Below are 12,125 nucleotides of genomic sequence, written 5' to 3'. Positions count from 1 at the left end.
TTATTCTTCGATTGGGGCCGCTGTGCCCTCGGTGAGCTGAACTGCCGCACGTGCATCAGATACAAGCGCTGCGCCGTCCAAACCTTTCTCGGTCACTTCTTCGATCCACTCTTCGACAACTTCGCTTCCGAGCGCCTTGATCAAGTCTGTTTGCTCTGCGCTGATTTCCGCAATTTCATTGCCCGCGTCTGCCATGGATTGCTTACCGACAATATCGCCAGTGTCATGCGCACGACCAGCGAGTGCTGATGTTGCGTAACCAGAGTTCGCATCAATCACGGCCTTCAAATCATCCGGCAGACCTTCATAAACGTCCTTGTTCATCGCCCAGAGGAAATAGAGGTTATAAAGCGACTTGTCGCCTGCAACGTCCGTGTGGCTGTCTGTCAATTCATCGAGTTTAAGCGACGGAGACATTTCCCACGTGATTACGCCACCATCCAGCACGCCCTTGGAAAGAGCTTCGGGGAATGCAGGGACAGCCATGCCAATCGGGTTCGCTCCCAATTTCTTGAGCAAGAGCGTCGCAGGACGCGACGGGCCGCGCAGTTTAAGACCATCAAAATCCGCAACCTCACTGATCGCTGCGCCCTTCTTGTGAACAAGACCAGGGCCGTGCATATGCGCCGCGATAACTTTCACGTCCGCGAAATCATCCATCAGGTGCTTTTGCGTATAAATCCACGCAGCGGTGCTGGCTTCTTCGCCTTTTTTCGTGACCATGAACGGAAGTTCAAGAGCCTCGGCTTCGGGGAAACGGCCGGGTTGATAGCTCGGGATGACCCAGCCCCCATCAATTACGCCGTCGCGAATAAGATCATATTGGGTCGTCGCTTTCCCGCCGAGTTGCATCAGTGGATACAGCTCGACCTTGATGCGCCCGTCCGAGTCGCTTTCGATTTTATCGGCCCATGGCTGCATAAAATATGTCGGGTTCGCAGATTTCGGGGATACGAAATGCTGGAACCGAAGGGTAACCTCTTGGGCGAATGCGCTTTGGGCGGCAGTTGCAACAAGGGCAGTGAGGGCGGCGGACTTTAGAGTTAGCTTCATCTCGCAGCCTCCTTTTCATCTAGGTTCATCTGGTCACGCTCTTATGAGGGTGATGGTGCTTGTTAACCATCTATTTTATCAATTGCAAATCATTCGCAACTGGACCATTTGGTCAAAATATAGGCCAAATAAAAATGGCCCCGCAAAGGGCCATTCTAGTCGTGTTTATTGGGTATTTCGGGGGCTATTGCGACCACGTCGGGTGAAAGATCCCCTTGGGTGACAGCGTGAAAATCTCGGCTCCGGTTGCGGTTACGCCGATTGAGTGCTCGAACTGTGCAGAGAGAGATTTATCGCGTGTCACCGCTGTCCAGTCATCGGCTAGGACCTTGGTTTCGGGGCGACCCAAATTCACCATGGGTTCAATCGTAAAGATCATACCCTCTTCGAGAACAGCGCCCGTTCCCGGTTTGCCATAGTGCAAAACATTCGGTGGTGCGTGGAAAACACGTCCCAACCCATGCCCGCAAAAATCGCGCACAATGGACATACGATGGCTCTCTGCAAAACGCTGAATGGCGTGGCCGATATCGCCAAAGGTATTCCCCGGCTTTACGGCCTCGATTCCCATCATCAACGCATCATGCGTGACGTTGATTAGGCGCTCTGCTTTCTTGGATCGTTTGCCCGCCACATACATACGGCTCGTATCGCCAAACCATCCGTCCACAATGACGGTGACGTCAATGTTCAGGATATCGCCATCCTTCACAACCTTGGGGCCGGGGATACCGTGGCACACGACGTGGTTCACAGAAATACAGCTCGCGTGCTGATAGCCCTTGTAGCCAATCGTGGCAGATTTGGCGCCCGCATCATTCACATGATCGGTAATCCGTTGATCAAGCTCACCCGTCGTTACACCGGGAACAACATGCTCGGCGATCGCGTCCAGAATCTCTGCCGCAAGTTTGCCAGCCTTATGCATCCCAGCAAAATCTGCTGTTTCATAAATCCGAATACCGTCTTTTGTCAGCCGACCGCGTGTCTCGTCCAAAACCTATCTCCAACTTTAATCTAGCCCTTAAATAAGCGAGCAAACGCCAAAGGGCTAGGGCCGATGCCTATTTTCTTGGTGTGAACGGCACAGGATTGCTCAGTTCAATCCCCGTTGGTGAAATCTCGCAGCCATAGGACAGAACCTCGACACCACATTCCTGCGCACGGTCGAACGCCTGCGCATAGGTCGGATCAATGTCTCGGGCGACGTCGATTTTCGTGGCACCTGTTTGTTGAACGAGAAAAAACAATACCGCGCGATGGCCTTGGCGCACCATTTCTGCAAGTTCATCCAGATGTTTCGCGCCGCGCGCCGTAACGCTGTCTGGAAACTCAACAAGCGGCGCTTCGCGTACCAGAGTCGCAGATTTCACCTCTAGGTAGCAATCCTCATTCCCCTCCGACAAAAGGAAATCCACGCGCGATCGGGTGCCATACTTCACCTCTGAACGGACATTCGTATATTGACCCAGCGATGCGATTTTCCCTGTGGCGAGGCCCTCGGCGACTATCCGATTGGCGCGGCCAGTATCAATTCCAGCAAAAGCGCCGTCGGCATGCTCAACGAGTCGCCAGCCGTATTTCAGCTTTTTCTTGGGATCATCATTTGGCTCAAGCCAAACACGCATCCCTTCGCTGGCAAGCCCCATCATGGAGCCTGGATTGGGACAATGCGCAACGACTTCTTCGCCAGTCTCAAGCCTGACATCTGCCAAAAAACGTTTGTATCGCCTAATGAGTCTAGCGGGGATAAGTGGGGTATCAAAGAGCATACAGCAGGCCTATACCTAAGCCCAAAAACGATCAAGGAGAGTGAGATGCCAAACCCCACCGCCGCGATGCTCGTGATTGGCGATGAAATTCTGTCGGGCCGCACGCGTGATGCGAACACCTTTCACCTTGCGGGCGTTTTGACCGAGCACGGAATAGACCTCAAAGAAGTGCGCGTCGTGAGTGATGACGCCGCAGCGATTGTTGCCGCGCTCCGCGCATTGGCATCAACGGTCGATTACCTCTTTACCTCAGGCGGGATTGGCCCGACCCATGATGACATCACCGCCGATTGCGTGGCGGATGCCTTTGGTCAATCCATCGATGTCCGCGCAGACGCTCGCAAACTTCTGGCGGATTACTATGAAAAATCGGGCAAAGAGCTGAACGCAGCACGCTTGCGCATGGCGCGTATCCCCGAAAAAGCCATTCTCATCGACAATCCGGTTTCAATCGCGCCCGGATTTATTGTTGAAAACTGCTATGTGATGGCCGGTGTTCCAAGCGTCTTTCAAGCGATGGTTCAAAGCGTCGTGCCCCTTCTGACGGGCGGCGCTCCGATGCTGAGCAAATCCCTTCGTGTCGAGCGCGGAGAAGGCGACATAGCAGGGCCGCTCAGCGAACTTGTCGCCGCGTATGGCGATGTCTCGTTTGGCTCATATCCGTTTCAGGACAACGGCATTTACGGTGCAAATATCGTCATCCGAAGCCAAGATAGCGCGCGCCTTGAACAAGCGTTCACTGCACTCTCGGAAAAGTTTCCAGAATGACGAACTACTACGAAGTTTGCGAGAGAACATGGCCGCCTGCCTCCACTAAGTCATGCGGCAATTTCACCATTCGCAATGGCGCTGGCGGGGGCAAACGGGTGTCGGCGGCGACCTTGGACGGGGACCTAGACCTTAGTGAATTAGCAACGGCCGAGGACGCCATGCTCGCACTGGGGCAACCAAAGTTATTCATGATCCGCGACGGCGAAGCAGAGTTTGACGCTACATTAGTGGATCGCGGTTATGCCTTGATCGACCCTGTTACGATCTACACAGCACCCGTTTCGGACCTCGTTCGGGACTTGCCGCAACTGGCGTGTTTCTCGCTATATCCGCCACTCGCCGTCATGACCGACATATGGACAGACGGCGGTATCGGCGCTGAACGTCTTGCAGTGATGGAGCGCGCGGTCGGCCCCAAAACCGGACTTCTCGGGCGCTCCCAAAACCGTGCGGCGGGCGTTGCTTATGTCGGTATACATGAAAAAATAGCGATGCTTCACTCCCTCGAGGTAAAGCCGGCGTTCCGTCGGCAAGGAGTTGCCGTCAATATTATGTGCGGCGCGGCGAACTGGGCACAAGATCAGGGCGCAGACGAACTCTCGATCATCGTAACCCAAGCGAACGGCGGCGCGAATGCACTCTATTCTTCCTTAGGAATGAAACCTGTGGGACACTATCATTACAGAATAAGGAACGAAGCAGTTTGAAAAACAACGATAAACTCACGACGGCGCTTGATCTTCCGGCGGTCGATCCGCTCCCTGAGGACACACAGAAGTATTTTGACCTTTGCGCCGAGAAACTCGGCCTTGTGCCCAACGTTCTTTACGCACACGCCTTTGATATCGAAAAGCTGAACGCCTTCACGGGCCTTTATAACGAAATCATGCTGGCGCCGAGCGGCCTCTCAAAACTTGACCGCGAGATGATCGCCGTTGTGGTTTCTGCCGAGAACAGGTGTTTTTATTGTCTGGTCGCGCATGGGCAAGCGGTCCGTGCGCTTTCTGGCGATCCTGTTTTGGGTGAGATGCTGGTGATGAATTACCGCGTTGCTCCGCTTGAACCAAAACAGCGCGCGATGCTCGACTTCTCCTTAAAAATGACGAAATCCAGCGCGAGTATCGAGGAAATTGACCGCCAAACCCTGCGCGACATAGGGTACAGCGACCGAGATATTTGGGACATCGCGAATACGGCGGCGTTCTTCAATATGACCAATCGGGTGGCTTCGGCCACGCAAATGGAACCTAACGCGGAATACCATAGCCAGAATAGATGACCGTAATCCGACGCATATCATTCCTCGCGGGAGCACTCGCATTATCGCCCATCGCGGCGATGGCGATGGATTTGCGGCTACCCTTTGGCGCAACGCTTGAGGCCGAGAGATTTCAGGAATTCGCAAGCTATCCGATGCCTGTGAGCGGCTGGAGCGATGGCGCATTCGAGAGCGTCCCCGCCGAAGGAGCAATATTGCGACAGGCGTGGCGCATTGATGCCTCCAAGCGTACAACGCTACAGATCCTTGACGGTCTACGCACGCAATTGGTGGATGCAGGGTACGAACTCTTGTTTGAATGCGCCGCAACAGAGTGTGGCGGGTTTGATTTTCGCTTTGATACCGAGATCCTGCCAGAACCCGCGATGCATGTTGATCTAGGGGATTACCGTTTTCTTGCGGCCAAGAAACCCGCCGCTGAAAACGCCGAGTACGTAAGCCTTGTGGTAAGCCGCTCTTCTACTTCGGGCTTCGTGCAGATCATTCAGGTCGGCGCCCAAGACACCCAGCCAGAGGCACTCTCGACTTCGACCAAAGGGGCAAGTGCTCCACAAGAACTTAATCTTGGAAACCTTCCTGAGCAGCTCGAAAAGAACGGTTCGATCGTGTTGGATGATTTGGCATTCGCGACGGGGTCATCGGCTTTGGATGGCGATGATTTCGCCTCTCTTGCGGCCCTCTCCGATTACCTAAAGCGCAATCCGAATAGAACGATTGCGTTGGTTGGGCATACCGATTCCGAAGGTGCGCTGGCGGGGAATGTCGCGCTTTCCAAAAAACGTGCCTCATCTGTCGTTGCCCTTTTGCGGGACAAGCACGGCGTCAACTCCAACCAAATTTCAGCGGAGGGTATGGGATTTCTGGCCCCGCGTGCCAGCAACTTGACCGAAGAGGGTCGGACGCACAATCGTCGGGTCGAGGCTATCTTAACCTCGACTCAGTGACCGATCACCAAACATCCGGCCCCTTTTCCATGAACGCATTGGCGAGGAAGTCAATGAATGCGCGCACCTTGGGTTGAGTAAACCGTCCGGGCGGGTAGACCGCATAAATCCCTTGTTTTTCAATCGGTAGGTCGGGCATAGCCTCAACAATTTCGCCGCGTTTCATCGCATCGGCATAAAGGTAGCTCGGCAAATAGGCGATCCCGAGCCCAGATACCGCTGCATTCAAGAGCGACTGGCCATCATTCACCGACAGCCAACCCGAAGTACGAACCTGCCGTTTTTCGCCTGATGGCGCGGTCAATTTCCAAACTGCTCCACTCGATTGACTGGAATAGTGAAGAAGCTTGTGATCGCTCAGATCGTCAATTTTCTGCGGTCGTCCATAGCGCTCAAAATACGCCGGAGACGCGACCATGCGCTTGGTTGTTTCGGTAAGTTTGCGCGCGCGGAGGGTGCTATCTTCAAGCTCCCCAATCCGTACGGCCATATCGAAACCTTCGCTGATCAACTCAACAAAGCGATTGTTCAGAACCATGTTCACGGTGATATCGGGGAACTCCGTCAGGAAATCACCAAGCACGGGCGACAAGTGGTTTACGCCGAAATCGGTCGCAACAGAGATGCGCAGCAAACCAGAGGGCGCAGATTGCATGGAGGTCACAAGGGCATCGGCCTCACCCGCATCGTTCAATACGCGACGCGCGCGATCATAGTACGCAAGGCCAATTTCCGTCGGGCTTACGCGACGGGTCGTGCGATTCAATAGACGAGCGCCAAGGCGCGCCTCAAGCGACGAAACGTGCTTGGACACGGCAGATTTGGAAATCCCCATCTTCTTGGCAGCATCGGTAAATCCACCTTGATCCACTACCGTGGCAAAGGCTTCCATTTCGGTGAGTCGATCCATAACAACTCCTTACATCCCCAGTTCCCTCTCTAATTCTAAAGACGAAATCGGGCGGAATTGTGCTGTTCCGCTGGCAATTGCGCGGTTATTGGAAACAATTGAGGCAGAGCAAATGGCGGCCCGAAAACCGCCCAGGCCACCCTAAGCACCTAAAAAGAAATGGTAATTACCTAGAATTTCGCCGCAAGACGGGTTCCTTGATTTATGGCACGTTTGGCGTCCAATTCAGCAGCCACATCAGCGCCACCGATAACGTGTGCCTGTTTACCCACACTCGCCAGCTCATCTGCAAGGCTCCGTTCAGATATCTGCCCAGCACAAAGTACAATAGTGTCGCACTCGATCACTTCGGGACGTTCCCGCGCTTCGCCAAAGCTGATCTGAAGGCCATTTGGCGCGACGGCCTCATAGTTCACGCCACCGATCATTTTGACATTCTTCATCTGAAGCGCCGCACGGTGAATCCAGCCAGTTGTTTTACCCAGTCGCTTACCAAGCTTCTCGGCTTTGCGCTGCAAGAGCACGACCTCGCGCGCGGGTGGTTGTGGCTCTGCACCTTCTGGTGCAACGCCGCCGCGATCCTCGGACGGGTCACCGACTCCCCATTCGCGCTTCCACATCTCAAGGTTCTCGGCCGCACTTTCACCGTCATGAACGAGGTACTCGGCAACGTCGAAACCAATGCCACCAGCGCCCACAATGGCCACCTTTTTCCCAACGTGAGCTTTGTGTTTCAAAACATCAATGTATGACAAGACGTTCGGTGCGTCCTGACCAATGATCTCTGGGTCTCGTGGGGTTACACCAGTGGCAATCACAACTTCATCGAATGAGAGCAGATCATCCGCAGTTGCTTCTTGGCCGAGATGCGTCGTGACGCCTGTTTGCTCGACCATCACCTTGTACCAATCCACGAGCCCAAAGAACTCTTCCTTGCCAGGCACCTGCTTGGCAATATTCAACTGTCCGCCGATCTCGTCGCCTTTGTCGAAAAGCGATACTTTGTGCCCACGCATTGCCGCCGTAATTGCCGTCGACAATCCCGCAGGGCCTGCACCGACAACAGCAACGGTCTTGGGCGAAGTCGTTGTCGTAAGTTCGATTTCGCTCTCGTGACACGCGCGGGGATTAACCAGACAGCTTGTGAGCTTGCCTGAGAATGTATGATCTAGGCAGGCTTGGTTGCACGCGATGCAAGGCGCGATTTCTTGGGATTTCCCTGCAGCGGCCTTGTTAACAAAATCCGCATCCGCAAGGAACGGCCGCGCCATCGAAACCATATCCGCAACGCCATTGCTCAGGAGATCCTCGGCGACTTCGGGCGTATTGATACGGTTGCTGGTGATCACAGGGATGCCGACTTTGCCCATCAACTTTTTGGTGACCCATGCGAAACCTGCGCGCGGCACAGATGTCGCGATGGTCGGGATACGGGCCTCGTGCCATCCAATTCCGGTGTTGATAATCGTTGCGCCTGCCGCTTCGACGGCCTGCGCGAGTTGGATAACCTCATCGAAGGTTGAACCATTGGGAATGAGGTCAATCATCGACAGTCGGTAAATAACGATGAACTCGTCGCCAACAGCCTTGCGAACCCGCGCCACAACCTCAACAGGAAGGCGCATCCGGTTCTCGTATGATCCGCCCCACTCGTCCTCACGCTTGTTGGTATGCGTCACAAGGAATTCATTCAGGAAGTACCCTTCCGACCCCATGATTTCCACACCGTCATAACCCGCCTCTTTGGCACGTTCGGCAGCAGTTACGATGTCGGATATCTGTTTCTCAATCCCTTCGGCATCCAGCTCCTTCGGAGGAAACGGAGAGATAGGGGATTTGATCGCGCTCGGCGCGACACAGTTTGGCGAATACGCATACCGCCCCGCATGCAGAATCTGCATCGCGATCTTGCCACCCTCTTGGTGGACACGATCAGTTACGACGCGATGATTTGCGATATCTTCTTCTGAGAAAAGACCCGCCGCACCCGGGAAAACGCCGCCTTCGGCATTTGGCGCCATGCCGCCCGTTACGATCAATCCGACCCCACCCGCCGCGCGGTCTCCATAGAAACGCGCTACGCGGTTCCAGTCTTTGGTTTCCTCAAGGCCTGTGTGCATAGACCCCATGAGAACGCGATTTTTTAAGGTGGTAAAACCTAGATCAAGCGGCGCCAAAAGCGTGGGATAGTTGGTCATATCAATCCTCCAGTAGCCGCAAACTGCCCCCCCAGCAATCAGAAGTCACGCAGAACGCGGCGTCAAATACGCGTTAGGTTTCCGAGCAGTGACGGCGAAAGGCGCGCTTGAGCATATCCAACTCCTCTCGAAGCAGATTCATCTCGACGCGAATATCCTGAGAAAGCGGATCACCGGTGACAAGCGAGAAACTGTTCAACGTCTCACCGCTCTCGGCGTTCTGAATAAGGAAAGTGTGGACCCCTTCGGAAATAAGCTCCATCGGAATCGCAACCTTTAGCAACCAAGAGTTCGGCTCTTCTGGACGGTCGATCAGTTGAACATTTACCAATGGTTTCTCAAGATGCGTGACGGAAATTTGCGGAATGTCGGCGCCAGAGGATGTCAGCACGCCCTCCCAAACGCCATTCCGAATGCGGACCTTAACAAGCGAAAGTTCGTTCATCTTTGCACCTATAATTCCGCACGCGGGCGGCGGCTAAATGTGATGTCGCGGAGGATAATCTGGTTCATCTCTGGGTCTTTGATGACCAGATCAACCCAAACGCGCTCTACCCTGTTTTCGTTCATCTCGGAGTATGAGAGATCAAAATCGACCTCTGCGTGCCCATCTTCCAGCTCAAGATCACGGTTGAACTGATCGGTGTTTGGGCCGTTCTTCACGTTTAGTCGCGCCGAGATTTCTGCGGGTCTTTCAAGCTCAACTGTCGTGTTCAATCGCACCAGATGATTGCGTTTCAATCCTTGAGTTGCCTCTTTGGGAAGTTCAATAACCAATGAAAGAAAACTTCCGTCAAAACGAAAAACTTCGACACGAAACCCAAAGGGCGCCAAATCTTCTGCACGCTGGTTGCGCAACTGGCGCATGTTGATTTCGCTAATGTTGCAATCGTGGAAGACAGTAACTTCTTGGCCAAACTCGGTCTTGGACGCAACGGATGCCTGACCACGAGGCGTAAGCGGCCCCCGCCAAAGTTCGGGCCGCCATGCCCAATCCGAAGTCGGCGGCGTTTGAATAGCGTTAGAGCCAATGTGTGGCAACGCGAGCCGTCCCTCGGACACATAGAGAAGCTCGTTCACACGCGCACTTATTTGCCGCCCACGACGGCGCAACATGCGAAGCGATTTCAAGTCGACGTTCTCGGCGTCCTCTGCCCAACGCGACCAGCGGCGCAATATGCGGTGATGGTAGACGCGGTCAAGAAAGGTGAGGATCTGCTTGGCCATATTCTGTGTAATACCCGATCAGGTGCTTTTCGGTTTCGCTTCTGGACCTTATATGTCACGAATACCACTCGGAAAAGCAATAACCCCGCGCCACTTCAGAGGCCAAATGTCCTACGCACCTCACGCCGAATTCATCGCCCCCGCCCGCGCCAAATCCGAGGTTTGGCGCACGATTGTCGGGATGGGCCTTTGTTTCGCGGTGTATGCGATTTCGATATGGCTGTTTTTCTCCCCGATTTTTGATGCGCCGCCTTCCACAGAAGGAGCAACAGCATTTTCGCCCGTCAAGACGATGGCGGTGCTCTATTCGTTTCTCTGTATGATCCTTGGCCCTGCTGTCACGGTTTGGATTCTGCATAATCGCAAGCCGCTGACGTTGTTTGGCGACGTCCAACAGATCTGGCCGTACTTCTGGCGCGCAGTCAAAGCGATGCTGTTTCTACATGTCGCGATTATCTTTCTCCCCCCATACGGCGGCGGTGAAAATGTCGAAGTCGTCAAGAACCTTTCCGGTGTAGTTTGGCTTTATTTGTTGCCGCTTTCGCTCTTGGGGCTGCTTATTCAAACGAGCGCTGAGGAAATTCTCTTTCGTGGCTACCTACAACAACAGATAGCGGCGCGGTTCTCGTCGCGCTGGATGTGGATGGGGATAACTGCGTTGCTGTTTGGATTGGGGCACTATGACACCAACAACGGCGCAAATGCGTGGATGATTGTTGTATGGGCGGGCATGTTCTCCTTGGCGGCATCGGATTTGGTGGCGCGCACGGGAAATCTGGGCGCTGCAATCGGTTTGCATTTCGTTAACAACGCCTTTGGTATGCTTATCGTCGCGTACCCTGGGGAAATGAGCGGCCTAGCCCTCTATGTTCTACCCGAAGGAATAGATAATTTTGCCCCCACAAGCGTTGAAATCATGCAAGAGTTCGCAATGCTTGCAGTTTCTTGGCTTGCGATACGTGTTGGGGTGCGACGTTGATTGCAATTCGCTGCGCCATTGATTATTTGAGGGGAAACGCAAATTCGCGCCCCAAACAGCAGGACACCTTCGGATGAACTGGATTTCAAACTACGTTCGCCCCACAATCAACTCACTTTTCTCGCGCAGAGAAGTTCCAGAGAACCTCTGGCAAAAGTGCCCCGAATGCGGGACCATGCTGTTTCACCGCGAACTGGCCGAGAATCTGAATGTTTGCTCGTCCTGCAACCACCATATGTACATTAGCCCACGCGACCGTTTCGCCGCGCTATTTGACGGTGGGATTTTCACAGAAATTAAGGTGCCCGAGGTAATTGCTGATCCGCTTTCATTTCGCGATCAGAAGAAATACCCCGACCGCCTGAAAGCCGCCCAAAAGAAAACGGGCGAGCGTGATGCGATGCTGGTTGTCGAAGGCGAGATGAACCGCACTCCGATCGTTGCCGCAGGCCAAGACTTTGCCTTTATGGGCGGATCAATGGGAATGTATGTCGGTAACGCGATTATCGCCGCTGCCGAACGCGCCGTGAAGACGAAACGTCCGCTTGTTCTGTTCTCGGCAGCGGGTGGCGCGCGTATGCAAGAGGGCATCCTCTCGCTTATGCAAATGCCACGCACAACGGTCGCAGTTGAAATGCTCAAGGACGCTGGCCTGCCGTTCATCGTTGTCTTGACGCACCCGACGACCGGCGGCGTAACCGCGAGTTATGCGATGCTTGGTGACGTACAAATCGGCGAGCCGAACGCACTTATCGGCTTTGCAGGTACGCGCGTGATCGAACAAACCCTTCGTGAGAAGCTACCAGAAGGCTTCCAGCGCTCGGAATATTTGCTCGATCACGGGATGTTGGATCGGGTAACCGAACGCAAGGATCTCAAAGCGGAACTTACGGCGATCATCCGTATGCTGATGGGGCTTCCTCCTGCGGTTTCTGGCGACCTTCCTAAACCAGACGACGAGAAAAAGTGAGCGCCGCTAAATCGGACGTCAT

The 12,125-nt window shown here is 54.2% G+C and carries 13 protein-coding genes; 6 read left to right on the top strand and 7 right to left on the bottom strand.

Annotated features, from left to right (window positions below):
* The 3 genes from ACFE33_RS02310 to sfsA all read right to left on the bottom strand — a co-directional run bounded on the left by ACFE33_RS02310 (position 1) and on the right by sfsA (position 2,825).
* Positions 1 to 1,053 (bottom strand): TRAP transporter substrate-binding protein, encoded by a 1,053-nt coding sequence (locus tag ACFE33_RS02310; protein WP_380056365.1) that lies wholly within the window; start codon positions 1,051 to 1,053, stop codon positions 1 to 3.
* 184 nt (positions 1,054 to 1,237) lie between these two features.
* Positions 1,238 to 2,050, bottom strand: coding sequence for a type I methionyl aminopeptidase (gene map / locus ACFE33_RS02305; RefSeq protein ID WP_380056362.1), 813 nt, complete (start codon positions 2,048 to 2,050; stop codon positions 1,238 to 1,240).
* 67 nt (positions 2,051 to 2,117) lie between these two features.
* Entirely contained in the window at positions 2,118 to 2,825 is a 708-nt protein-coding gene (gene sfsA, locus ACFE33_RS02300; protein WP_380056359.1) for a DNA/RNA nuclease SfsA, read from the bottom strand.
* Between the two features lie 45 nt (positions 2,826 to 2,870).
* Between sfsA and ACFE33_RS02295 the strand changes: the two genes are divergently transcribed.
* From ACFE33_RS02295 to ACFE33_RS02280, 4 genes are read left to right on the top strand one after another with little or no spacing between them, the layout of a single operon-like run.
* Entirely contained in the window at positions 2,871 to 3,593 is a 723-nt protein-coding gene (locus ACFE33_RS02295; RefSeq protein ID WP_380056356.1) for a competence/damage-inducible protein A, read from the top strand.
* Positions 3,590 to 4,303: a GNAT family N-acetyltransferase gene (locus ACFE33_RS02290; protein WP_380056353.1), complete on the top strand. Its 714-nt coding sequence runs from the start codon at positions 3,590 to 3,592 to the stop codon at positions 4,301 to 4,303. The genes ACFE33_RS02295 and ACFE33_RS02290 overlap by 4 nt, the downstream gene beginning before the upstream one ends.
* A complete protein-coding gene (locus ACFE33_RS02285) occupies positions 4,300 to 4,875 on the top strand; it encodes a peroxidase-related enzyme (protein WP_380056350.1) in 576 nt (191 codons plus the stop codon). The genes ACFE33_RS02290 and ACFE33_RS02285 overlap by 4 nt, the downstream gene beginning before the upstream one ends.
* Complete coding sequence (locus ACFE33_RS02280; RefSeq protein ID WP_380056347.1) at positions 4,872 to 5,819, top strand: OmpA family protein; 948 nt, start codon at positions 4,872 to 4,874, stop codon at positions 5,817 to 5,819. The genes ACFE33_RS02285 and ACFE33_RS02280 overlap by 4 nt, the downstream gene beginning before the upstream one ends.
* A 4-nt stretch (positions 5,820 to 5,823) precedes the next feature.
* Here the strand turns inward: ACFE33_RS02280 and ACFE33_RS02275 are convergent, their stop codons facing one another.
* The 4 genes from ACFE33_RS02275 to ACFE33_RS02260 all read right to left on the bottom strand — a co-directional run bounded on the left by ACFE33_RS02275 (position 5,824) and on the right by ACFE33_RS02260 (position 10,154).
* Entirely contained in the window at positions 5,824 to 6,729 is a 906-nt protein-coding gene (locus ACFE33_RS02275) for a LysR family transcriptional regulator (protein WP_380056345.1), read from the bottom strand.
* A 170-nt stretch (positions 6,730 to 6,899) separates the two neighbouring features.
* Positions 6,900 to 8,927, bottom strand: a complete 2,028-nt coding sequence (locus ACFE33_RS02270) for an FAD-dependent oxidoreductase (RefSeq protein ID WP_380056342.1) — start codon at positions 8,925 to 8,927, stop codon at positions 6,900 to 6,902.
* A gap of 73 nt (positions 8,928 to 9,000) precedes the next feature.
* The gene (locus ACFE33_RS02265; RefSeq protein ID WP_380056339.1) at positions 9,001 to 9,372 is read right to left on the bottom strand and encodes a hypothetical protein; all 372 of its coding nucleotides are present in this window, start codon (positions 9,370 to 9,372) and stop codon (positions 9,001 to 9,003) included.
* Between the two features lie 8 nt (positions 9,373 to 9,380).
* Positions 9,381 to 10,154 carry a DUF6478 family protein gene (locus tag ACFE33_RS02260; RefSeq protein WP_380056337.1) on the bottom strand — a complete coding sequence of 258 codons (774 nt, stop codon included), beginning with the start codon at positions 10,152 to 10,154 and terminating at the stop codon, positions 9,381 to 9,383.
* A gap of 106 nt (positions 10,155 to 10,260) precedes the next feature.
* Between ACFE33_RS02260 and ACFE33_RS02255 the strand changes: the two genes are divergently transcribed.
* Positions 10,261 to 11,133: a CPBP family intramembrane glutamic endopeptidase gene (locus tag ACFE33_RS02255; protein ID WP_380056334.1), complete on the top strand. Its 873-nt coding sequence runs from the start codon at positions 10,261 to 10,263 to the stop codon at positions 11,131 to 11,133.
* A gap of 73 nt (positions 11,134 to 11,206) precedes the next feature.
* Positions 11,207 to 12,103 (top strand): acetyl-CoA carboxylase, carboxyltransferase subunit beta, encoded by an 897-nt coding sequence (gene accD, locus ACFE33_RS02250; RefSeq protein WP_380056332.1) that lies wholly within the window; start codon positions 11,207 to 11,209, stop codon positions 12,101 to 12,103.
* The last annotated feature ends 22 nt before the right edge of the window (positions 12,104 to 12,125 follow it).

Source organism: Falsihalocynthiibacter sp. SS001 (genome assembly GCF_042445055.1).
Lineage (GTDB): Bacteria > Pseudomonadota > Alphaproteobacteria > Rhodobacterales > Rhodobacteraceae > Falsihalocynthiibacter.
The sequence above is the reverse complement of the archived record's forward strand: the minus strand, read 5'-3'. Positions and strand labels throughout refer to the sequence as shown.

Bases quoted from the DNA above. Each gene is read 5' to 3' on its own strand.
- ACFE33_RS02310 (WP_380056365.1), bottom strand. From the start codon at position 1,053: ATGAAGCTAACTCTAAAGTCCGCCGCCCTCACTGCCCTTGTTGCAACT.
- sfsA (WP_380056359.1), bottom strand. From the start codon at position 2,825: ATGCTCTTTGATACCCCACTTATCCCCGCTAGACTCATTAGGCGATAC.
- ACFE33_RS02295 (WP_380056356.1), top strand. From the start codon at position 2,871: ATGCCAAACCCCACCGCCGCGATGCTCGTGATTGGCGATGAAATTCTG.
- ACFE33_RS02290 (WP_380056353.1), top strand. From the start codon at position 3,590: ATGACGAACTACTACGAAGTTTGCGAGAGAACATGGCCGCCTGCCTCC.
- ACFE33_RS02280 (WP_380056347.1), top strand. From the start codon at position 4,872: ATGACCGTAATCCGACGCATATCATTCCTCGCGGGAGCACTCGCATTA.
- ACFE33_RS02275 (WP_380056345.1), bottom strand. From the start codon at position 6,729: ATGGATCGACTCACCGAAATGGAAGCCTTTGCCACGGTAGTGGATCAA.
- ACFE33_RS02270 (WP_380056342.1), bottom strand. From the start codon at position 8,927: ATGACCAACTATCCCACGCTTTTGGCGCCGCTTGATCTAGGTTTTACC.
- ACFE33_RS02265 (WP_380056339.1), bottom strand. From the start codon at position 9,372: ATGAACGAACTTTCGCTTGTTAAGGTCCGCATTCGGAATGGCGTTTGG.
- ACFE33_RS02260 (WP_380056337.1), bottom strand. From the start codon at position 10,154: ATGGCCAAGCAGATCCTCACCTTTCTTGACCGCGTCTACCATCACCGC.
- ACFE33_RS02255 (WP_380056334.1), top strand. From the start codon at position 10,261: ATGTCCTACGCACCTCACGCCGAATTCATCGCCCCCGCCCGCGCCAAA.
- accD (WP_380056332.1), top strand. From the start codon at position 11,207: ATGAACTGGATTTCAAACTACGTTCGCCCCACAATCAACTCACTTTTC.